Genomic DNA, 23,797 nt, shown 5'->3' with positions numbered 1-23,797 from the left:
TGTCAAACTTGTTTATTGATGAGAAGGCTCAGCCATGAGTGTTACTGTTCGCTTCGCGCCATCTCCGACTGGTCACATCCATATCGGCAATGTGCGCCCGGCGCTTTTCAACTATCTCTTTGCTAAAAAGCAGGGCGGCAACTTCGTTCTGCGTTACGACGATACCGACATTCAGCGCTCTAAAGAAGAGTATGCTCTGGGCATCGCAGAAGATCTGAAGTGGCTGGGCATCAACCCTGATCGCGTGGAAAAGCAATCCGCGCGGTTTGCCCTCTATGATGCAGCTGCTGCCAAGCTGAAAGAAGCTGGCCTCCTTTACCCGTGTTATGAAACACCTGAGGAACTTGAGCGCCGCCGCAACCGCGCCCGTGCTCTGGGGCGTCCCCCTGTTTATGACCGTGCTGGCCTGAAGCTCACTGACGAGCAGATCGCCGCGTATGAATCAGAAGGCCGCAAACCACATTGGCGCTTCAAACTGCCAAACCACGCGGAAAATGATGCATTCTCCTTCGTCAGAACCGAAGTTCACTGGGACGATGTAATCCGTGGTCGTCAGACTGTTGATCTTGCCTCCCTGTCTGATCCGGTTCTGGTCCGCGCAGACGGCACATACCTTTATACCCTGCCATCCATCGTGGATGATGCGGATATGGGCATCACCCACGTAATTCGCGGCGAAGACCATATTGCCAACACCGGTGTACAGATTGCCATATTCCAAGCACTGGGGGCACAAGTTCCTGAGTTCGGTCACCACAACCTGCTGACCACCGCCTCAGGCGAGGGCTTATCCAAACGCTCAGGCGCACTCTCCATCCGCTCCTTGCGTGAAGAGGGCTACGAGCCAATGGCTGTTTGCTCCCTTGCCGTGCTCACAGGCACTAGCCACGCAGTTGAACCAGCGCCGACCATGGAAGCTCTGGCAGACATGCTCGACTTCTCCGGCATCTCTAAGTCTGCTGCCAAGTTTGACCCGGAAGATGTGGGTCACCTGACCGCAAAACTTGTGCACTCCATGAGCTTTGCTGATGTTGCCGCGCGTTTGCAGGCCGATGGTGTTGAAGGGGATGCAGCGTTCTGGGAAGCGGTAAAAGAAAACTGCTCTACTGTCAGTGATGCTAAGAAGTGGTGGGAGCTGGTAGTGGGCTCAGTCACCCCGGACATTGCCGAGGAAGACAAGGAGTTCATCACTCAGGCCAAAGATCTGCTGCCGCAAGAGCCGTGGAGCGAAGCCACATGGGGGGAGTGGACCAAGGCCGTGAAGGGTGAGACTGGCCGCAAAGGTAAAGGCCTGTTTATGCCACTGCGTAAGGCAATCACAGGTCTGGCCCACGGACCAGACCTGAAGAACATGCTACCGCTTATCGGTCGGGAAAGAACTTTGGACCGACTTTCCTGATAGGACCTGTACGAGGCTCAACCTCGTGAGGCACAAATTTCTGTTGCACAAGTGGAGGCTCAGAGTTGTCACTCTGGGCCTCTATTGCATCTGCAGTCTGGCGCCGCTCACTCTCCAGTGGAATAGCAGGATAGGTCGCAGTTGCGCCCGGTGTCAGGTCTTCCAGATCACTGCCCGGGATCGCCTGATCCAGAGATGGCAAGGCAGTTGCGGGCAACTGGCCGCCGGGCTGCCCACCTGCTGCGTCACAAGAACAAGCCGGGTTGCTCTGCTGCCGGAACTCATAGGCGTTGGCAAGCGAGGTGTAAGGTGCACCAGCCAAGGAGCGCATCTGTGCGGGAGTTTCCTGAGGAACCTGAAACACGTAAAGCTCGGTGTCCTGAGTTGGACACAGCGCCTGACAAATCTCCTCATCTTCCGCCAGATCGTCAGCACTGGAATTTGGATTGATCGGGAAATAATATCCGTCACATTTCCGAACACACATGGTCGCGTACTGTTGACCGCCACTGGTCACGCCCGCGCTTGAGCGAGGCTCCAGCTGCAACGGTTGATTGGCTTGCGCTGGTGGAGGTGTCTGTTGCTGAAACTGCTGATCGGCTTGACCTGGCACCGGTGCTTGCGGCTGAAATTGCTGGTTGGGCTGACCTGGCACTGGTGCTTGCGGCTGAAACTGCTGATTGGGCTGACCTGGCACCGGTGCTTGTGGCTGAAATTGCTGATTGGCTTGTCCCGGTGGAGGCGTCTGCTGTTGGATCTGACCGTTCGGGATGCCCGCGCAGTTCAGGTCTGTGAGTGCCTGTTCGACTTCCCGAAGCCTGTTCTGCTGTGCGCCGGAATAAAGTTCCTGCTGCCTCTGGCTATCAAGATAGATCAGATTTTCGTTCATCTGTTGCAGCGAACCATTCAGCTGCTGGCATTGTGGTGGACCAAAAGACCCGTCACAGCCAAAGTTGAACATCTGGGATTCCACATTCTGGATATGCATCAGCTGTTCGTTATAAGCGTTCTGCCAGCTGTTATCGGAAGCGCCACTGTTTTCCAGCTGCTGCGAAAGCTCAACAAATTCCGTTTCCAGTTGATCACACACCAACGGGCGCGCAAAGGCAGTCTCGGTCCATACAGCGGATGCACCAAGGGCAAAAGCCGCCACTGCGCATGATTGAGCGAAAGAAAGTCTGGAAATGGTCATAGCCCGCAATACTAGGTTTAGTCAGAGTTGTCATAGAGATAAGGTATTCTATGGCCTTATTGGGGCAAAACCAATGGTTTCCGTTAGGTTTTGCAAATTTCTCCTCTTCTATTGCTGGCAGCGATCAAAAAACAGCTTATATCGACTGTGATTCAAATTGTTTCTTTGCAAAGGGAGGGGCCTTGCACATGTCGACGTTCGGAAAGTCAGTTCTTAAATCGGTGGGCACCGCATGTATGGCGCTTGGAATAGCGCTCGGAGCGCTGGGAACAGTTGCGCATGCTCAGTCCCCGGATCTGATCTTCAAAAAATCCACCGTCTGGAAGTTCATGAGCCCGGACCACAAGCTGGCAACCTACGCACTGGATGACCCGGAAGTCGAAGGCGTGGCCTGTCATTTCACCGTACCGGAAAAGGGCGGCTTCTCCGGCTGGCTCGGACTGGAAGAAGAAACCTCCGACATCTCGTTGGCGTGCCGTCAGGTAGGCCCGATCAAGTTCAAAGAAAAATTCGAGCAGGGCGATGAAGTCTACCGTCAAAGTCGCTCCCTGTTCTTCAAAAAAATGCGCATCGTCCGCGGCTGTGATGCCAAGCGAAACGTGCTGGTCTATCTGGTCTACTCCGACAAACTGGTTGAAGGCAGCCCAAAGAACTCCACCTCCACGGTTCCAATCATGCCATGGGGCAATCAGGCACCGGAAAAATGTGCTGACTATCTGGAGGACTAATACGCCTGCCGGATGCGTGGTGTTCGTTTCTTCGGCAAGGTAAGTGTTTCGGCCGTCAGCCACTCAACCACCTGTAGCACCGCTGGGCAATCCCGGCGGTGTTTGCGTTAAACTTCCGAGAAAACGGGTGGAGCAAGGCAAGCAGGCAGTGCCTGCGCTACTTGTTAGATATGAGTCTTCGGCATTGGCTGCTCGCCTCGCCCGGGCCTTTTATCATGAACGCGCGGGTTCCTTCTCGAACAGACGTGACTGACACATTGCTGTGCCATTGGCAGTTTCCTGCCACCGCCGGACGCCCTTCGGAACGATCTCATTCCCCCTATACCACTGCGGTCTCAAAAGGGGACGCTTCACCGGACCTCCCGACACGATACGTTACCTCATGCCGGTAGCCCAACCCCACCCACGCCGAGGGACGGACGGTCCATCCCTGCCCGAATGCGTGGGCACGGGATTCAGAATAGGGGCGGATTGGGGTGAGGGGGATAAGTTTTTCGAAAAATCTCAGGCTTGTTGAATTAGTGACCCTGTTGCTCCCGCACCCAACTGATATACTCTTGTACTTCCTTGCTAAATTTCTCACTGTAGAAATTATTCCAAGGGAAAGGATTTTTTCGAGCGCGTATTGCCACTGTAAATAGCTCAATAGACAAAGCTCCGCTCCACAAGAATACTGGAGCTATAAACACTAGAAAGAGAGTGTTGCTAAGCGCAAAATTGGAATCGATGTCGTAGAATATCGAGATGAGTATTGATATGATCCACGCGTAGGCAACGGCCAATGCAAACACGCAGAATTTTGCAAGCATCCCATGTAGAATTCCACGGGAAGCAAATTGTAAGACAATTGCATAAACACCCCAGAGTTTCAGCGCACTTATCACTTTGTAATAAAAAGTTTTTTTTACGAACCAGCGCCAGAACATTGACTGTGTTTCCATTCCATAAAGGTACATTGAAGTGGAGCTAAGATTGCAATGAGAAGCCGATACGGCAGACCGTCGCAACACGATGGAGACTAGTGCAATGCAATCTCAAATTGATAAAATTACGTATTTGTATTCACAATAAAGTTTGTAGTTGAAAGTTGGTTCGCCCTAGTATTCGTAAATATGAGCAGTCTGCACGGAAAAGCACAATTGCATCTTCGTCCAGTTGTCAGCGGGTCAACTAAGAGAATTTCTCCTGCGTTACGAAATTCACGCGAAGAAAAAGGCAGCACAAAGGGCGCACCTACGCATTCCGAAACTCTCAGTTTTTCAGAACCACCAGATAGGGTGGACTGGTACTCACAAGGAGTTCATAGACAAGTATACCGCAAGGAAAAGGATCGGGCTTGAAATAACGCTTGCCACGATCATTGCACCCATAGTCTGCTTCAGCATAATTGATCCCCATGCCAATTAGGAAACACTACTCGATGGGGGATATATTAGCACAGTTGATTCAATTATGCACTATTAGGCAAAGCCCTGATTAAGTACGTGGCAATTACTGCTAGTTTTCAGAAGGGTAGCCTGCAGCCATTCTCACCCTTGCCGAATGTTGTAGCGTCATCAGTGCATCATAGATGATTTTGTCTTGCCTGTAGATGTCCTCACGAAACTGCAGATCCCCGTCAGCTCCGGCAAAGGCTGTGTAGTAACGCAGGTGGATCGGAACCGTTTCGCTCAAATCAAGCCGCACCGTTTTGCCACGGGCATGCAACTTCTCCATCTTCGCCCGGCTGTGACCGGAAGGAGCAAGCAGAACCTCGCCAAAGGTGAAAGGATCCTGTACGCGGATACAGCCATGGCTGAAAGCGCGTTGATCCTCATTGAACAATCGCTTGGACGGGGTATCGTGCAAATAGATGTTGTGTTTGTTCGGGAACATGAACTTCACAGCACCCAGAGCATTCTTGCGTCCCGCTTTCTGACGCAGCCGGTAGCTGAACTGACGCTTGCTGACCGCGTTCCAGTTGACCGTCACCGGATCGATCTGCCTGCCATTCTTGTAAATATTAATGCCTGTGCCCGACAAAGCTGCGGGGTTATTGCGCAGTTTCGGCAGATATTCGTTGGTGGCAATGGACCACGGTACGCCCCAGGTCGGATTGATCTCCGCATACTCAAACGTGTCTGAGAAAAGCGGCGTCGCATTTTTAGGCTGGCCCACCACACTACGTGTTTCATAAAGCACTTGCGTGCCTTCCATGACCCGTACCATCTGTTCCGCCACATTCACTTTCACATAGCGGCCTGCGGAGACCGGATCATCCCAGCGCATCCGCTCCAGATTGACGATGATCTGATTGCGCCGCTCCAGCAGGGAGACATTAAGCGCCGCCCGTGTCTTCTTGCCAACAACACCATCGCTGTCCAGTCCATGACGTTTCTGAAAACGCTTGACCACCTCCTGCATGTCACTGTTGTAAAACAGTGGCGGGGCTTCCAGTTCAATTGCTCCTGAATAGCCATGGTGGAAAGACGTATACCCTTCCGCGATCAGTCGCTTTTCAAGTTGAGCAACCCGCTCCCCCTTATCGCCAAACTCGATGTTGGGACCGTCGTTAAGATAGACAGGGAGATCTGAAGTCAGCGCCTCGTTGTACCGGACCAACTGCTCCTTCAGTATAGCATAGGAGGGGGCCTCCGGCTCCAGCGTGGTGAAGAACTCTTCAACCGAGCCGCGCTCTTCCAGCTGTGCGAGCATCTCTTTCAGCGCTGGTACATGGGGTGAGATATAAACATCATCCAGCAGCGTGTCTGGCGTCAATACACCGCCTGCAAGATGCCCACCAAAGGTGGCAAAGGCCCGTGTGAGCTGCAGTTCCACAATCGCAATTTCATAGAGGCTGGCGGAGGTGTTGGAACGCTCCATGTCGTATAAACTGGAAGCCAGCTGCCGCACACCATAAGCTTGCGGATCAAGCCCATGGTCAGATGCTTTGCCAAGCTCGTCAATCAGGTGCTTGGCCAAAGGTGTCAGGGACTGGTCCTCAAACCAGACTGGGCGGAAGGTGCGCAAAGCATAAGCCCGCGCCAGCTCCTCCACGTGCGCGCCTCTGAAACCCGCTTTTGCCATCGCATTTCTTGAAAAGACCAGTTCCCGAATGGTCTGTTCCAGCTCCGACAAAACTCGAGCAGGCAGCAAAACTTGCCCTGCCGGTCCGGTCAGGCCAGGGGTATCAGGGGGAGGGGGAGCCATAAATTCGCTATAGTTTGACGGCTCTCTCAGGATCACAGAGAGGGTTACGTTCACGGTTGCGCCGACCGGTGAACTCAATCCAACCAAACTTGCAGCGAGAACGGCGGCACAGATACTCTTGTGAGGCACGTGTAACTTCCCTGTTTTTCTTGTCTTTCCCTTAGAATTGCATCTTCAGGTAGAAATTTTGTATTTAACTTAGTTAGAAATGTGGGTGATCTGGTGAGACTAAGACTTGACCTGTTCGCCACAATCGGCGAAAAGCTACATATGAGAACGGCGATGCACACTTCTTCTTGCACCATCATTATTTGCAGCTAGCGACAACGCTGGCTGTGGCCGTTCAATCCTGCTTGTATTCTGCGTGTGATGAACGCCCGGCCAGCTGGCCAGGAGACGAACCACTATGAGCGCAGACACCGCCCACGGCGATAAGGGACTTCTGCTCACCAATACTTTGACACGCACAAAAGAAGCTTTTGTGCCAATGGATGCATCCAACGTGCGCATGTATGTGTGTGGTCCCACCGTGTATGACTACGCCCATATCGGTAATGCGCGCCCAGTCGTCGTTTTTGATGTTCTGGCCAGATTGCTGCGCCGCCTCTACGGCAAAGAGCATGTCAAATACGTACGAAACATCACCGACGTAGACGACAAGATCAACGAACGAGCGGCAAACGAAGGCATCTCCATTCGGGAGCTGACTGAAAAAACCGCAGCCCAGTATCATGCGGATATGGCGGCTCTGGGCGCGGAAGCTCCGGACATTGAGCCACGGGCAACCGAGCACATCGAAGAGATGAAGGCGATGATCGAAACTCTCGTCGCCAAAGGCAATGCCTATGTGGCCGACGAGCACGTCCTCTTCCACGTGCCAAGCATGCCGGAATACGGCCAGCTCTCCAACCGCACCCTTGACGAGATGATCTCCGGTGCACGTGTGGAAGTGGCCTCCTACAAAAAAGACCCGACCGACTTCGTTCTGTGGAAGCCATCCAAAGAGAACGAACCGGGCTGGGAAAGCCCATGCGCTATTAAAACACCGGGCCGTCCGGGCTGGCACATCGAATGTTCTGCAATGTCAGAAAAGCATCTGGGCGAAGTCTTCGATATTCATGGCGGCGGGATCGATCTGACCTTCCCGCACCATGAAAACGAAATTGCCCAGTCCAGATGTGCTCACGGCACAAATGCCATGGCAAACGTGTGGATGCACAACGGCTTCCTGCAGGTGGAAGGCGAGAAGATGTCCAAGTCTTTGGGCAACTTCTTCACTGTGCACCAGCTGCTGGACACCGAAGAAGGCGGCGGACGCAAATGGTCTGGTCAGGCCATCCGCTACGCACTGCTTCAGACCCAGTATCGCCAGCCAATCGACTTTACCTTCAAAAGTCTGGCGGAAGGCGAAAAGCAGCTCACTCGCTGGGCGGAACTTCTGAAGAAGAACGGTGTTACCGCAGAGGATGAGGGAGCCGTGGATAAGGGCGTTCTGGAAGGTCTTAAAGACGACCTGAACACCCCGCGCGCCTTCGCCGCTCTTCATAAGCTAGCCCGTGATGCTCGTGGTGGAGACAAAGCCGCTGCACAGAAATTGGCTAATTCTATCAAGTTCTTGGGCATTGATCTTGAATCATTTTCCCAAGCACAGACGCTGGAAAAAGCTGAAGCAGAGGTGTCTCCAGAGCTAAAAGCCAAAGTGGAAGAGCTGATCGCAAAACGTCTGGAAGCCCGCAAGGCCAAAGACTTTGCAGAAGGCGACCGCATCCGCGACGAGCTGGCCGCTGACGGCATTGTGCTTAAAGACATGAAAAACAAGGAAACAGGTGAAATCGAAACCACCTGGTCCTGCGCTTAACCCCGGACGGGACCCTGAACAACGCAGTTACCACAAGGAAACTTGAAGTCTGCTCCATGGTTCTGTCCGGCATAACCCGTTAGGGTTGCTGAGTTTTCTCAAGGCGCGTGTAGGACGCGCCTTGAGAACCAACACTGAGTTGAAAAGCGTGTTCCCGGAAAGTGGGAACCAATCTTCATCGCAGAGTACACGGGAAAAACTTCTGTCACATGAGGGGAGCCTGAGATTAAGCTCAGGCCAATAAGCAGGGTAGGCATATTATGACGAAAGAGCGTCTGTATCTTTTCGACACGACACTGCGGGATGGCGCACAGACATCCGGTATTGATTTCTCCGTGGACGAAAAAATTGCCATTACCGCCCTGCTGGAAAGACTGGGTGTCGACTACATCGAAGGCGGCTATCCCGGTGCAAACCCGACTGACACGCAGTTTTTCTCCCAAAAGAGAACAAAGAAGGCGACCTTTACAGCCTTCGGCATGACCAAACGCGCCGGACGTTCCATTGGCAACGACCCCGGCGTCCAGATGGTCCTACAGTCCGCAGCAGATGCCACATGTTACGTGGCCAAGAGCTGGGATTATCACGTTGATGTTGCACTCAAGTGCACCAACGAAGAAAATTTGGAAAGCATCGCAGACACCGTCAAAGCCTCAATCGCTGCTGGCAAGGAAGCCATGATTGATTGTGAGCACTTTTTTGATGGCTACAAGGCAAACCCGGATTATGCACTTGCCTGCGCACAGACCGCGTTTGAAGCTGGTGCACGCTGGGTGGTCCTGTGCGACACCAATGGCGGCACGCTCCCCAATGAAGTGACCGAAATCGTCACTGCGGTGAAACAGGTGGTGCCAGGTGCACATCTTGGAATCCATGCCCACGATGACACCGGCCATGCAGTGGCAAACACCCTTGCCGCCGTGGTTGCCGGCGTGCGCCAGGTGCAAGGCACGCTGAACGGCATCGGCGAGCGCTGCGGCAATGCGAACATGATCACTCTGATCCCGAACATGCTGCTGAAAAAGCCGTATTGCAATTTGGTCGAGCTGGGCATCAAGGTTGAAGACCTGACGGAATTGACTGCAATATCAAGGGGTTTTGACGAGATCTTGAATCGATCTTCGAACGTCCATGCCCCGTATGTTGGTGCAAATGCATTTGCTACCAAAGCAGGCATCCATGCCTCTGCAATCCTGAAGAACCCGGACACTTACGAGCATATTCCACCAGAGCTCGTCGGCAACCAGCGCCGTGTGCTTGTCTCCGATCAGGCAGGTAAATCCAACCTGGTCAACGAACTCAAGCGCCTTGGTGTTGAAGCCGATAAGGCCGATCCGCGTCTGGACCGTTTGCTGGCCGAGGTTAAAGAACTGGAAGCACAGGGCTTTGCCTATGAAGCAGCAGATGCCTCCTTTGAGCTGCTTGCACGCAGACGTCTCCACTCCGTACCGGATTATTTCGACGTCCTGTCTTTCCGTACAGGCGTTGAGCGCCGCTATAACGCTCTGGGTGAGCGCGTAACGGTCTCGGATGCGGTTGTGAAGGTCGAAGTCGATGGCGAGACCATTATGTCCGTGGCAGAAGGAAATGGTCCCGTGAACGCACTGGATCTGGCTCTGCGCAAAGACCTGGGCAAGTACCAGAGCCTGATAGCTGATCTGGAACTGATCGACTATAAGGTGCGCATCTTGAATGGCGGGACCAGCGCGATCACCCGCGTTCTGATCGAAAGCCAGAACACAAAAACCGGTAAACGCTGGTTTACGGTTGGCGTTTCTGAAAATATTGTAGATGCTTCCTTCCAGGCACTGGTCGATTCCATTCGCTATTGCATTTTCAAAGCAAATGAGTTGGAAACCGTTTGATCCTGTGCCATTGGGGTCGCGCACTCGAATGGCAAGACTGTTTAATTCAATGCTTGAGCGTGGCTCGTCGCTGTACACAAAGATGGGCACGCCCTGCAAGATATAGGGCTGACACACTCAGACCACCTTTTTTTCTTTTCATCGCGTCAGGGTCTCTGGCGCGTTTTGTTTGTACTATGGGGATTATATGAGCCAGTCAGCATCCGCTGCTGATCAGCTAAACACGCCTGAGGCGTTCAAGGCTGGTCTGATTGCAGCAATTTCTGCTTACTTGATGTGGGGCTTTGCGCCCATGTACTACAAGCTGACAGCAGACATGCCGGCAATCATCGTGATTTGTTATCGGGTCTTTGGCTCCGTCCTGTTCCTTGGTGCCTTTTTGTTTATGACAAACTTGCGCAAGGAACTCTTCGGCATACTGGGTGACTTCTCGCGCCTCAGATACCTTATCGTCTCCGCATTTCTGATCAGTATCAACTGGACCATCTTCATTTGGGCCGTTGAAACGGGCAGGGTACTTGACGCGAGCCTTGGGTATTTCATCAATCCTTTGGTAAGTGTCGGTCTCGGTGTCGTGCTGCTTTCTGAACGACTAACCAAGGCCCAGTTTGTGGCTCTGGCAGTGACCATCTTTGCTGTGTGCTATAAAACGTTTCAGGTGGGCGAGCTTCCGTGGGTTTCCGTGGTTCTTGCACTCAGTTTCGCGCTCTATGCATTTGTGCGCAAGAAAGCACCTGTAGGCGCTGTTGCGGGCCAGCTTGTGGAAGTTCTGCTTGTGACGCCCTTTGCGCTTGGCGCCATCTCGTACTTTGCCCAAGTTGGCTCCGGTGGCATCTATCCGGCAATCCCAACCGAACATCCCTGGTTCCTGGCTCTATTGCTGTTCACCGGCGTCATCACCGCTGTGCCTTTGGTCGTCTTCGCGTTTGCAGCCCGTCGGTTACCTCTGGTCTATATTGGCTTCCTGCAATACATCGCGCCATCTCTGCACTTCATCAGCGCAGTCTGGCTCTTTGAAGAAGAGCTCTCATCGGACGGACTGTTTGCATTTGCAATGATTTGGTTCTCACTCGCCATTTTCACCGTAGACGGCATGATTACCAAACGGCGAGTAGCAAAACTGGCCTAGGTATACCTCAGGACAAAAAAATGGCCGCTGACAATCCAGCGGCCATTTCTTTTACGTAGCTTTCAGATCAGGCTGCTCGATTTAGTCGCCTCTTATCTTTCACCTCAGACATGACCGCATAAAGCGGGTCAGCTGATGTTCTGAAAAGAGCGCCCACAGGCTCACTATTACGATTATTATGCCGAGAAACTCAAACCACGTTAAGCTTAGACCAAATATGGGATAGGCAAGTATCATTACTGCGATAGGTGATCCGGCTCTTAAGGCACTAACCCCGAAAAAATCCATATATCTTGCTGAGATATTGTAGACATAAAGGGAGCTGGTAAAGAAAAGCGCCGCTAAAAAAGCTGGGAGATTTACCATACTACCGGCGACATCACTGATGGTACTTCCTGTATAAATGTATAGGCTGGGAACAAGCATTACGCTGGATAAAAAGAGGGCCGAAAACACAGAAGCGCCTCCCGGCATTGCTCGCAGCAAAGCGGAGTAGACCGCAAACATGAGGGCGGCAAAGCTAGTGATTGCTGCGGCCATCCACCTCAGCGGATCGGGGCTATCTGGCCACGCGCACAGGATTGTTCCAAGAACGCATAATAGACCAAGCGTAGCTCTAAAGCCGGTCAGTTTCTCACCCAAAAACAGAACCGAGATCAGCATGCCGTAGATAACGTAGCTGCGCACAATCAGGGAGTGTGATGCAGGGTCCAGGTGCTGAAGGCCGTAATAATAGGCAAGGTTGCTGATCACAATTGCAGCGACAACGCCAATACCACATTTGTTGGCAAGAAATCTCCAAAGAGATCCACGCGTGATAAAGAACGCTGTGAGGATTAAAATCCAGGCTTGATAAACGATCAGGAAGCTAAGCTGGTCCATCCCTCCAAGCGCGACTTTGGCAGCCACAACAGAAAGAGCGTTTAACGTGAGTGACGAGACTTGCCCAGTAATGCCGTAGGCTTTTTCTGATATTTGTTGTGCTTGCGTCAAATCTTTCGCCGACGATTAATCTCGTACTTGGGGATCAAATCTGATCTTGAAGAAAAGAATTTTGCCGCACTGTCATAATAACTCATGGCGATATTAGGGCTTTGATGCAGAAGGCCGTTTCTTTGCGGGCTGACAATAGTTGATTTTCGTTCGCCATATTTACGATAGACCACGTGATCACCAAACGGCGAGTTGCAAGGCTGGCCTAAGCGTATCTCAGAACAAAATAGAAATGGCCACTGTGTTTGCAGCGGCCATTTTTTACATCGCATTCAAATCAGGGTTTTCAATCTTGCAGCCCTCTATGGCTCTGCAAAGAATATCGACGCTTTGCGCAACATCCTCGGTGATCTCGTAATTGATGTCTCTGTCCGGGTGAATGAAACCCAAATCTCTCATGTGGTCCAGCAGTTCCACCAATGGTGTCCAGAACTGGCCGAGGTTGAGCAGCAACATCGGCTTATCGTGCCGCCCAAGCTGTGCCCAGGTCAGCATCTCCACAAGTTCCTCTAGGGTACCGATCCCGCCGGGCAGGGCAATAAACGCATCAGCTTTTTCAAACATGGTGCGCTTGCGCTCATGCATGTCCCGCGTGACGATCAGTTCATGAGCCTCCTCCAGCATCACTTCCCGTTCTTTCAGAAAGTCCGGAATGACGCCGGTGACTTCACCTCCATTTTGCAAAACAGTCTTTGCAAGAGCCCCCATAAGTCCAATGGACCCGCCGCCATAAACGAGCCGAATCCCTTCACGTGCTAACAATTCGCCAAGTTGAATAGCTGCTTTCTCAAACAGCGGCTGGCTCCCGGCGTTGGAACCGCAATATACGCAGATGCTTTTCAAGGTTTTCATAGGTATTCTGTCGCATTAGGCTGGAGTGAACGTCAAGCAAGGCTCGCAAAATGAGGTTAACTTCACCTCACGCACAACTTGCCTGACATGGTGCACCTTGCCCCTTGGGTTAAACAAGTATAACAAACACGATTAAAGTCTGTCCTTATTGCTAAGTTATAGGCAAAAGAGACAGCCGGATAAACTGATATCCGGAAAATCTGTTATTATTTCAAAGCAGGCCGTGTCGAGTGAAGGCTGGGCTGCTTCAGGAGCAATTGAGAACCATGTCGAAATTGGGGATGAACTGGTTGCTGACAGTTGCTGTAACTGTTGCTGCGGGCGCAATCGGTGCGGGGGCGTACTACCTGAGCAAAGAAGACACGTCGGTTGTGGCAGAAGCGGAAAAAGCCGTTGCAAAGCTGGAGGCAGCTGCAAACGGCAAAGTCCAGCTTGGTACATCAGGCGCACAAAATGCTGAGGCTGTTGCTGATCCGGCGTCCGGTACCACCACCGAGCTTGAGACAGCTGGTGTCGCAGTGGATGATGCTCCAAGTTTTGATGTCATGCGCGTTGAGCCATCAGGGGACGCGGTCGTCGCAGGCCGCGCTGAAGCTGGCTCCATTGTCGCGCTTATCTCCAACGGGGATGTGGTCGGCAAAGGCATCGCGAACAGCCGTGGTGAGTTCGCTATCGTGCTTGACCAGCCGCTCAAGCCGGGCGACCACGACGTGAGCCTTGAGGCCACCAATCAGGAAACACAGGAAACCAACGATTCCCAGGAACACATCGCAGTCTCCGTCCCTGAAGACGAAACTGGCGAGGTTCTGGTTGTCCTCAACGCACCAAACGAACCCTCCAAAATCCTCCAGCTGCCAGAAACGCCTGTGACCGCAGAACCGGTGACAATAGTACCGGCAGATGAGCCAGCACCTGCTGCGCCTGCTAAAGTTGCCGTAGCTCCGGAAATCGGCGCAAAACCAATGGCCACTGCCCCGGTTGAAGCTGCTGCTGAAGCACCAACGCAAGCGCCAGCCGTGACACCTGCTGAAACGCAGGTTGCTGTCAATGAGACACCGGTAGAAACAAAGGTCGTCGTCAATCAGACGCCAACTCCTGTAGGTGAGTCTGCTGTTCCGGCACCAACAATGCCACAAGCAGCTACACCAGCTGCGCCTGCACCAGTTCAGATGCCGACCCAGACCGCCACGCAGACCCAGACACCAACGCAAGTTCAGGCTCCGGTAACAGCCGCCGCGCCGCAAGCGCAAGATCCAGCTCTTACTGTGAAAGCAGTTGAAACAGAGCAGGGCAAGGTCTTTGTTGCCGGTGAAAGTGAGCCAGGCGCGCAGGTGCGTGTTTATGTTGGCGAAGACTTTGTCGGTGAAGCAAAAGCTGGCAACAAAGGCCGTTGGCTCGTTGAGGCAGAAAAAACAATTCCTGCTGGCAATGTTGAGATCAGAGCAGACAAAGTCGAAAACGCCGAGGGCAAAGTTGAAGCCCGCGCTCAGGTCGTCTTCACCAAAGGCGAAAAAGATGTGGCCATGATCCCTGTTCGCCTCGTTGCGGAAGGGTCCGGGTCCAAAGGCGCCTCAGCATCTGTCGGTATCGGAGAACTACCAAATGTAATTATCCGCCGTGGTGATAACCTCTGGAGCATTTCCCGCCGCCTTTATGGCAAGGGTACTCGATACACCACCATCTATCAGGCAAACAGCCAGCAGATCCACAATCCGGACCTGATCTTCCCGGGACAAGTGTTTATGCTGCCTGTGGCGGACCTGAATTGGAAAACAATTAATAACTGATCTGGATTCTTCTCTTCGAACGTCCTATTTAAGAAGAGAAAGCTTTCCAGATTGACCCTTAGGAAAGCGCTGGATGAAAATCCGGCGCTTTCTCTGGTCTGCAATCTACAAACAGGGTTCGCAGCCCTTTCCAATCTGATGGCAATGGCCTCTTCAAGGCGCTGCTTTTCTGATATGACATTCCAAATTCGCCAAACCGCTTCTTTGTCTCAAGAAGCGTGCCGGGCAACAAGGCACTAGCATGACTGCAACAAGCAAAAAACGGCAGGAAAAATCCGCTCCTGCTTTGGATGCAGACGATAAAGGCTTATTTCGTTCACTTAAAACTCTTTGGGTTTACATGTGGCCGGATGCAAGACCGGAGCTGAAAAAGCGTGTCGTTCTGGCTCTAGCCGCGTTGATTATCGCAAAAATCATTACCGTTTTCGCACCCTATCTTTATGCATGGGCAACAGATGCGCTCACCGACAACGGTGTACTGCCAGACTGGCTGCCCCCAATACTCATTGCGCCAGTTATGCTGGTGATCGCCTACAACTTGGCCAGAACAATGGCTGTCGGCTTCAACCAGATTCGCGATGCGATCTTTTCAAGCGTTGGCCTGCATGCGGTTCGTGAACTTGCCAACCTGACATTCCAGCACCTGCACGCTCTGTCTCTGCGCTACCACCTGTCCCGCCGGACCGGCGGCTTGACCCGGGTTATCGACCGCGGCGTAAAAGGCATCGAAGGCATCGTCCGCTTCACCATCCTCAGTGGCATCCCGACCGTCGTTGAGTTTGCAATGATGGCGCTCGTGATCTGGTTCCAGTTTGGCTTCTGGTATGTGGTCGTAGTTGGCGCAACAGTCTTCGCCTACGTTTATTACACCGTTGTCGCCTCCGATAAGCGTATCCAGATCCGCCGCGACATGAACAACGCGGATAACGATGCAAACAGCAAGTCCGTTGATAGCCTGTTGAACTTCGAAACCGTCAAGTACTTCGGTAACGAGGAAATGGAGCGTGGCCGGTTTGATAAGGCCATGCGTGGTTATGAACGCGCGGCGATCAAAACCTGGACCTCGCTGTCGTGGCTCAACTTCGGTCAGGCCCTGATCCTTGGTGTTGGTATGACCACCTGTATGGTCATGTCCGCAATGGCAATTCAGCGCGGAGAGCAGAGCATCGGTGACTTTGTCATGATCAACGCGTTGCTCATGCAGCTGTCTGTTCCGCTCAACTTCATCGGCTTCATCTATCGCGAGATCCGTCAGGGCATCGCCGATCTGGAAGCCATGTTCTCCGTTTTGGCCGTTGAACCGGAAATCCAGGACGACCCACTAGCAGAAAACTTGCAGGTCAAGGAAGCCACGATCAAGTTTGAGGATGTGCACTTCCACTATGATGAAGAACGCCCGATCCTGAAAGGTGTGAATTTCGAAGTGCCCGCTGGCAGCACCATAGCAATTGTTGGCCCTTCCGGCGCAGGTAAGTCCACAATCTCCCGCCTGTTGTTCCGCTTTTATGATGTCACCTCGGGCCGCATCACGATTGATGGCAAGGACGTGCGGGATGTGACCCAGAAATCCTTGCGCCATCACATCGGCATGGTACCGCAAGATACGGTGCTGTTTAACGACAACATCGCCTACAACATCCGCTATGGACGCGTGGATGCAACCGATGAAGAGGTCAAACACGCCGCAAAGCTTGCGCAGATCGACCACTTCATCGACGCACTCCCGCACGGCTACGACAGTGAAGTGGGCGAACGTGGCCTGAAGCTCTCAGGGGGTGAGAAGCAGCGCGTTGCGATTGCTCGCACCATCTTGAAAAGCCCGCCAATCCTTATACTTGATGAGGCAACCTCTGCTCTGGACACTCATACCGAGCAGGAAATCCAGTCTGCGCTGGACGTGGTCTCCAAAGACCGGACTACGCTCGTCATTGCCCACCGCCTCTCAACAGTGGTCAATGCAGACCAGATCCTTGTCCTGAAAGCTGGTGAAGCAGTAGAGCAGGGCACCCATGCTGAATTGATGGCCAACAACGGCCTTTACGCCTCCATGTGGAGCCGCCAGCGTGAAGTCAGCGAAGCCGAAGCTCGTCTTGCTGAAATACGTGAGAATGATGAGGGTTTCATTTCCCGGGGCAAAAGTGCCGAGGAAAGCATAATAGAGGGCATAACCGAGAAGAAATAGTGGGGTGAAGTGATTGCACTGCGCCCAATGAGAGGAATCTCTGTTTAAATAAGCTAGAGTCGCTTGCACGCAGCTCTCCGAGTTGCTCTATGAGCAGAAACTTAACGTCTGAGGGGTTCAATAGCTGAACCCCTCACTCTAGCAAAGGTGGTAATTATGTCTTTGGCGGACAGCATTTCCAAGGCACTGGTTCCTATTCATAAAGAAGGCTACCCTTTTATTGCCATTGCAGCAGTCACGACTATTATTCTGGGATGGTTTTGGTCTGTGCTCTTCTGGATCGGCCTCTTTCTCACCGGATGGGTCTGTTACTTCTTCCGCGATCCGCCACGCGTAACTCCTGTTAAAGATGGACTGATTGTCTCTCCGGCAGATGGCACCATTTGCCAGATGGGCTCCGTTGTACCGCCGCGTGAACTGGATCTGGGCGATCAGCCTATGATGCGTGTTGGTATCTTCCTGAGCGTCTTTAATTGCCACGTAAACCGTGCGCCAATGACTGGCCGCGTCACACGCGTTGCCTACAAGGCCGGAAAATTTGTCAATGCGGAGCTGGACAAGGCAAGTGAGGACAACGAGCGCAACGGATTGATCATCGAAAACGACAACGCGCGTATCGGCGTTGTACAAATCGCTGGCCTCGTAGCACGCCGTATTGTGTGCTTCGTCAAAGAAGGCGAAAATATTTCGGTAGGTGATCGCTTCGGTCTGATCCGCTTCGGATCTCGTCTTGACGTCTACCTGCCGCATGGTACCAAGCCACAAGTAGCGTTGGGCCAGACCATGATTGCAGGCGAAAGTGTTCTGGCAAATCTAAAAGATCAAGAAGCAGGCGACCTGGTTGCCCGCGTTTCTTAAGGTAGTATAGAGTGACTAATCCATTTCCTCCCTATGAACCGGGAGGTCAAACCGCCAATGACAAAGGGGCGGCGCGCAAACGCATTCCCCTTCGTATCGTTCTGCCAAACGTCGTCACATTGCTGGCGCTGTGTTCTGGCCTGACTGCCATTCGCATGGCCATGGAAGCCAGATGGGACATGGCAATCGCAGCCATCTTCCTGGCAGCCATTCTCGATGCTCTGGATGGTCGTGTCGCGCGCATGCTCAAAGGCACTTCCAAGTTTGGCGCTGAACTGGATTCGCTGGCCGACTTTGTCAATTTCGGCGTTGCACCGGGCATTATCCTCTACGCGTGGATACTACAGGATGCCGGATCTCTGGGGTGGATCGCCTCACTGCTGTATACCATTTGCATGGTACTGCGACTGGCCCGATTTAACGTGGCGCTGGACGATCCGAATAAGCCGAAGTGGGTAAGTAAATTCTTCACCGGCGTCCCCGCTCCGGCAGGCGCTCTGACAGTTCTGTTGCCAATCTATCTCGAACGGCTGGGTGTGCCGCACTGGGAAGAGCTGGCAGCGCCTGTGGCACTCTACACCATGTTCATCGGGCTCTTGATGGTCAGCCAGCTGCCAACCTTTTCCGGCAAGCAGATCGGCACCCACATCCGCCGCGAATGGGTCCTGCCGCTGTTCGTGGTCGCCGTTGGCATTATCGCTCTTGGCGCCAGCTATCCGTTTGAGTGTTTGACCATTATCAGTCTCGGTTATCTCGCCTCTATCCCGTTTGCATGGCGCTCTTACAAGAAACATTGTCTTGACGGCAAAGGACGCCCCGAAGATTGTAACGTGGTGACCACCGAGATTGACGAGGAAAGTGTCTCTGAGGACAAGGCCTCGTTGAAAGTCAGCCTCGAAGATATCGCAAAAGCTGGTGTTCCCGATCCAAAACTGAATAAGGACAAGGATGGCGACTAAAGGTCCTGTCCCACCTGAAAGAAAAGGCCGCGCTTCACCCCGCGGCCTTTTTTGTGGGCTTACACCTGAACATGACATGAGAACGGTCCGGCCCCTCGCATAGGTCAAACAACTCTGGAGGCAATTGCTTCCGTCACACAGGTGCAGGCAATAAAAAAGGCTGCCGAAGCAGCCTCTTTTGCGTTTGAATTGATACCAGCATTACTCGGCAGCTTCAGGAACACGCTTGCCTTCGTCCGCTTTGGCATCGCCAAAGCTTGGCTCTTGCAGACCCAGACCACCGTTTGCAACAGCATACTGGCCTGCGGGCATTCCAACCTGACCGCGATCTCTGAAGTAACCCCAGCCATTCCTGATATGCATTGGCAACACCAGAGCAATCGGGATCATAACCAGCGTCAGCATGGTCGAAAATGCCAGACCGGATATCACAGCAGTAGAGAGCTGCACCCACCAGCTTCCAGTGACACTGCCAAAGGTGGTGACCTGATTGGCAAAGTCGAAGCTGATCTGTGTCGCCATTGGAATGAGGCCAGCAATCGTTGTGATGGTGGTCAGCATCACCGGACGCACACGCTGTGCACTGGTGCGTAGCGCCGCATCTACCGGGCTCTGGCCATCTTCACGGAAGCGATTGTAAGTATCGATGAGTACAATCGCGTTGTTCACCACGATACCCGCCAGCGCCACAATGCCCGTGCCAGTCATGATGACCGAGAACTTCTGCCCGGTGACCAACATTCCCAGCACCACGCCAAACATACTCATAACCACGGTCGAGAGCGTCAGGAAGGTCTGATAGAAGCTGTTGAACTGGGTCAGCAGAATGATGAACATCAGGAAGAGGGCACCAATCATCGCCTTGCCAAGGAAGGACTGTGTATTCTGCTGCTCCTCGTTGGAACCGCGGAACTTGTAAAATACACCTTCAGGCCATGTCTGAGAGTCAAGCCATTCCTGAATCTCAGTTTCCTTCTCCGTGATCAGATACTTGTCTTTGTTGACGCCCGCCTTGATATCAATCGAGAACAGACCGTTCCGGCGTGTCATGGAGGAAACTTTTTGCTTTGGTGTCCGCTCCACAAAGTTTGAAAGCGGGATCTGACCAAGCGGAGTACGAAGACGCAGCTCATCGAACTTATCCAGCGTGCGCTCCCCCTCAGGAAGACGAACTCTGATATCCACTTCATCCTCGGAATCCGACGGGCGGTAGTCACCAATCAACACACCATTGGTCACCAACTGAACCATAGCACCAACGGCTGCAATATCGGCTTTGTAACGCGCTGCCTTATCGCGGTTGATGGTCAGCTCCCAGTCAATGCCGGGCAGCGGACGGCTGTCTTCCTGATCGCGCAACCCGTCAACAGTATCGAGGTAGGTGCGAATGCGGCCAGCGGCTGCAACAGCTGCATCATAATCGTTTGAGGTAATCTGCAGCTGGATGTCTTTACCAGTTGGCGGGCCACCTTCCACCTTTCGGGCTTCGACTTTGATGCCTGGAAGCAGGGAGGTCTTCTCGCGAATGCTGTTGAAGATTTCCCGTGCTGAACTACGGCAACAGAAGTCAACAAACTCAATGTCGATAGACCCGATCAGGTCAGCAGGCGCGTTGTTGCCACCGCCACCGCGAATACCAACGGGGAAGGCTCTCGTTACAACATTTTTGACGCCCGGTTCCGCCAGAATGACCTTGTCTACCTGAGTAACAAGCGCAAGAGCCTCAGTAGCCGACATGTTGCCGCGAGCCGTCACATAAAAGCGACCTTGCTCCGGCTCCTCGTCAACGAAAAGCTCGGTTCCTGCGTTGTTGCTCATGAAGGTTACGACGATAACCGCGCAAATGGTAAGCAGAGTAACCATGGCAGCAACACCCGCCCACCACTTGCGAACCAGTACCTCCAGTACACCGATGTAAACCCGTGTAATGCCCCGCAGCTTTGAGGTGTCAAACGGACCATGCCCGGAAAAGACCTTTGCTGCTTCCAGCTCTGCTGTTTTGCGACGCTCAACACGGGCACGGGAATACTTGAGGACGGGTTTGAATAGCTTGAGAGCTGGTAGGAATACCGCAACGAAGATTGGTACACCAATGACAAGTATGGTCGGGATCATGAGCAGCAAATGCATCCCGCCCCAAACAGACCTAACGGGCGGCAATGTTACCACGATTATGGCACTGATCAGAGCGACAAGGCCGCTCAGGATGTACTCACCATACTTGCCGATGAAGGCAAATACAGAGGCCAGAATGCCGCCGGTTACCGGTAGGAACACCATTGCCGTCAGCAAGGAGCCGGACAGAACGATGATCACCATGATCGGCAGATAACTCATGAACTCGCCGATCACACCCGGCCACAGTAACATGGGCAGGAAGGCTGCCAGTGTTGTGGCGGTTGACGAGACAATCGGCCAGAACATCAGCTTGGCGGCGCGGATGTAAGCATCCCGCGGTGGCATGCCTTCAGCCGCCTTGCGGTCCGCGTACTCCACCATCACGATGGCACCGTCAACCAGCATACCAACCGTCAGCACAAGGCCAAACATCACCATGTTGTTCACGGTCATGCCAATTGTTGTCAGCGTCAGGAAGCCCAGCATAAAGCTGGTTGGGATAGCAAGACCAACAAGAACAGCTGAGCGCAGCCCAAGCGCTGCCACCACAACGATCATCACGAGGAAGATCGCTGTCATGATGGACGATTCAAGCGAACTCAGAACCTTGAAGATATTATCCGACACATCCAGCATATAGCTGATGGTCACCGTTGGCGGCAGATCCTTGGTAACCTCCGCAACAACCGCGCGCACAGCTGCGTTGTTCTCAATGATGTTCTCGCCAATACGCTTGACCACATCCAGAGAAACAGCAGGCTGACCATTCACCAGTGTAAAGGTGCTTGCATCCTTGAAGGTGCGCTTGATTGAGGCAATATCGCCAAGAGTGACGACGCCTTCACCCGATTGTTTCACCGGCAGTGAATAAACGTCATCTGCATCAAGGATCAGGCCCGGAACCTTGATGTTAAAACGCCCAGCACCGCCGTCAATGAAACCCGCAGCAATCAGCTGGTTGTTCATCTGAAGCGCATTGATCAGCTCATTTTGACTAATGGAATAGCTTTCCATCTTGAGCGTATCGATGATCACTTCCAGCTGTTCATCGCGCTGACCAGTAAGTTCAACCTCTTTGACCGAGGCAATGGATTCGATCTCGTCTTTCAGGCGATCCGCAATACGGTACAGCGTGCGTGCTGGCACATCACCGGAAAGGGCGATGGTCATTGTCGGCTGTAAAGCCATATTGTGCGTGCTGACAGTCGGCTCGTTGGCGTCCGCCGGGATCTTGCTTTTTGCCGTATCCACTTTTTCACGAACATCAACCAGAGCTTTGTCTTTATCGACGCCGATGTCGAACTCGAGCAGGATCCCCACATGACCTTCTGCGGCAATCGTGGTGATCTCCTTCAGTCCCTCAAGACCGCGCAGTTCGGTCTCCATGGGTTGCCCGATCAGCCGCGCCCCGTCCTCAGGAGAAATACCGGACTGGCCGACAGAGACATAAAAGAATGGAACATCAATATCAGGAGCCGCTTCCTTGGGGATTGCGATGTAGGACATAATCCCTGCAATCACCATGAACAGCATCATCACAAAAACTGTTTTGGGGCGATGGAGCACCCCTTCCAGCATGGAAATCATTGTGAAACCTCCGCGGTTTCAAAAACGGGGTGAACGACGCGGCCCTCTTTAACGAAGTCCTGACCAACGGTAATAATGGTCACTTTCTCAGGCAGCCCCTTAAGCCAGACGCCCTTTGTGTCCCCGCCAATCATCTCAACAGGGTAAAAAACAACCTTGTTGTCAGCATCAACGCCGCGCAGGCCAATGTCTCCGTTGTCCGCCAGGGTCAAAATACCCGGAGAAACAAAGTGCGCTTTTTCTTTGCCAAGACGCAGCTGCGTGCTGGTGGTGACACCGTCTTTCAAGTCAAAATTCGGGTTCGGCAGCTCCACTTCCACGCGGAATGTGCGTGTGTCCGGATCAGCTGAACTTGCAATGTAGCTGACTTTTCCTTCAACCGACTGGCCGGTCACCAGATTGACAACTGCGCTCTGCCCAACCTTTACAGCCTGAATGTTGGATTCAGAAACCGCACCAATGGCAAGCATTGGATCCGGTGCCATAATGGTCGCGCACACTTTGCCAACGCCCAGCATGGCGCCCACGTCTGTCAGAGGCGCTTCGATGATGCCGTCAATGGGCGCACGGATTTCCGTACGCTCCAGTTCTAGCTCAGCTTCCTGAAGCTGAGCACTGGCTGCATCACGCGTGGCCTTAAGGGCAATCACACGGTTTGCGGCAGAAAAACCGCGGTCCTTCAGCTTTCCAGCTGCTTCAAAATCAATATTAGCCTGTGCCAGCAATGCGTTTGCCTGAAGAACCCGTGCTTCGCGGGCCCCGCGGTCAAGCGAGCAGAGTAGGTCGCCCTTGCGCACAAACATGCCTTCGCTTGTCGGGCGTGCGCGAACCACCCCAGCCGTTTCTGCATGCACCTCAATGCGGGTTGCAGCCTGCGTCCGTCCGCGCATTTCCAAATAAGGAGTACGCTCGGTTGCTGTAAGTGTCTCCACTTTTACGGCAAATGGAACATCGCCCAGAGCTTTAACCCTATCAGCCGGTGGTGGAGGAGAATCCTCGCTCGTACCCTGACCCATAACAACGCTGGTGCCGGTCGCCATCCAAATACCGATTCCGGCAGTAAGCCCCAAAGCCAGAATATGTGAAAATCGAATTGCCATT

15 protein-coding genes are annotated in these 23,797 nt (G+C 53.1%); 9 read left to right on the top strand and 6 right to left on the bottom strand.

Annotated elements, in window-relative coordinates:
* The first annotated feature begins 34 nt into the window (after positions 1-34).
* Positions 35-1,399 carry a glutamate--tRNA ligase gene (gltX, locus tag IE076_RS01235; RefSeq protein ID WP_189434648.1) on the top strand — a complete coding sequence of 455 codons (1,365 nt, stop codon included), beginning with the start codon at positions 35-37 and terminating at the stop codon, positions 1,397-1,399.
* Here gltX and IE076_RS01230 read toward each other — a convergent pair.
* A complete protein-coding gene (locus tag IE076_RS01230; RefSeq protein ID WP_189434647.1) occupies positions 1,362-2,591 on the bottom strand; it encodes a DUF2865 domain-containing protein in 1,230 nt (409 codons plus the stop codon). The genes gltX and IE076_RS01230 overlap by 38 nt on opposite strands.
* Positions 2,592-2,827: 236 nt before the next feature.
* Between IE076_RS01230 and IE076_RS01225 the strand changes: the two genes are divergently transcribed.
* Positions 2,828-3,319, top strand: coding sequence for a CreA family protein (locus IE076_RS01225; protein ID WP_244649591.1), 492 nt, complete (start codon positions 2,828-2,830; stop codon positions 3,317-3,319).
* A 1,497-nt stretch (positions 3,320-4,816) separates the two neighbouring features.
* Here the strand turns inward: IE076_RS01225 and IE076_RS01220 are convergent.
* The gene (locus IE076_RS01220) at positions 4,817-6,637 is read right to left on the bottom strand and encodes a L,D-transpeptidase family protein (RefSeq protein WP_189434642.1); all 1,821 of its coding nucleotides are present in this window, start codon (positions 6,635-6,637) and stop codon (positions 4,817-4,819) included.
* 277 nt (positions 6,638-6,914) lie between these two features.
* Between IE076_RS01220 and cysS the strand changes: the two genes are divergently transcribed.
* The 3 genes from cysS to rarD all read left to right on the top strand — a co-directional run bounded on the left by cysS (position 6,915) and on the right by rarD (position 11,360).
* Positions 6,915-8,366: a cysteine--tRNA ligase gene (gene cysS / locus IE076_RS01215; RefSeq protein ID WP_189434641.1), complete on the top strand. Its 1,452-nt coding sequence runs from the start codon at positions 6,915-6,917 to the stop codon at positions 8,364-8,366.
* 260 nt (positions 8,367-8,626) lie between these two features.
* On the top strand, positions 8,627-10,231 hold the full coding sequence (gene cimA, locus IE076_RS01210; protein WP_189434639.1) for a citramalate synthase: 1,605 nt from the start codon (positions 8,627-8,629) through the stop codon (positions 10,229-10,231).
* A gap of 187 nt (positions 10,232-10,418) precedes the next feature.
* On the top strand, positions 10,419-11,360 hold the full coding sequence (gene rarD / locus IE076_RS01205) for an EamA family transporter RarD (protein WP_189434637.1): 942 nt from the start codon (positions 10,419-10,421) through the stop codon (positions 11,358-11,360).
* A 99-nt stretch (positions 11,361-11,459) separates the two neighbouring features.
* Here rarD and IE076_RS01200 read toward each other — a convergent pair whose 3' ends face one another.
* On the bottom strand, positions 11,460-12,353 hold the full coding sequence (locus IE076_RS01200) for a DMT family transporter (protein WP_189434635.1): 894 nt from the start codon (positions 12,351-12,353) through the stop codon (positions 11,460-11,462).
* 261 nt (positions 12,354-12,614) lie between these two features.
* Positions 12,615-13,205 carry an LOG family protein gene (locus tag IE076_RS01195; protein ID WP_189434633.1) on the bottom strand — a complete coding sequence of 197 codons (591 nt, stop codon included), beginning with the start codon at positions 13,203-13,205 and terminating at the stop codon, positions 12,615-12,617.
* A 266-nt stretch (positions 13,206-13,471) separates the two neighbouring features.
* On the opposite strand from IE076_RS01195, the gene IE076_RS01190 reads away from it, so the two are divergent.
* From IE076_RS01190 to pssA, 4 genes are all read left to right on the top strand, one after another.
* Positions 13,472-14,992, top strand: coding sequence for an Ig-like domain-containing protein (locus IE076_RS01190; RefSeq protein WP_209008743.1), 1,521 nt, complete (start codon positions 13,472-13,474; stop codon positions 14,990-14,992).
* A gap of 241 nt (positions 14,993-15,233) precedes the next feature.
* A complete protein-coding gene (locus IE076_RS01185) occupies positions 15,234-17,174 on the top strand; it encodes an ABCB family ABC transporter ATP-binding protein/permease (RefSeq protein WP_189434629.1) in 1,941 nt (646 codons plus the stop codon).
* Positions 17,175-17,330: 156 nt separating this feature from the next.
* Positions 17,331-18,032: a phosphatidylserine decarboxylase gene (locus IE076_RS01180; RefSeq protein ID WP_189434627.1), complete on the top strand. Its 702-nt coding sequence runs from the start codon at positions 17,331-17,333 to the stop codon at positions 18,030-18,032.
* A gap of 11 nt (positions 18,033-18,043) precedes the next feature.
* A complete protein-coding gene (gene pssA, locus IE076_RS01175; protein ID WP_189434625.1) occupies positions 18,044-18,991 on the top strand; it encodes a CDP-diacylglycerol--serine O-phosphatidyltransferase in 948 nt (315 codons plus the stop codon).
* Positions 18,992-19,192: 201 nt separating this feature from the next.
* On the opposite strand, the gene IE076_RS01170 is transcribed toward pssA, so the two are convergent.
* Entirely contained in the window at positions 19,193-22,696 is a 3,504-nt protein-coding gene (locus IE076_RS01170; protein ID WP_189434623.1) for an efflux RND transporter permease subunit, read from the bottom strand.
* Positions 22,693-23,796, bottom strand: coding sequence for an efflux RND transporter periplasmic adaptor subunit (locus IE076_RS01165; RefSeq protein ID WP_189434621.1), 1,104 nt, complete (start codon positions 23,794-23,796; stop codon positions 22,693-22,695). Before IE076_RS01165 ends, IE076_RS01170 begins: the two co-directional genes overlap by 4 nt.
* Position 23,797 lies beyond the last annotated feature (1 nt).

This window comes from Pseudovibrio japonicus, assembly GCF_014651595.1.
Classification (GTDB): Bacteria; Pseudomonadota; Alphaproteobacteria; order Rhizobiales; family Stappiaceae; genus Pseudovibrio; species Pseudovibrio japonicus.
The sequence above is the reverse complement of the archived record's forward strand: the minus strand, read 5'-3'. Positions and strand labels throughout refer to the sequence as shown.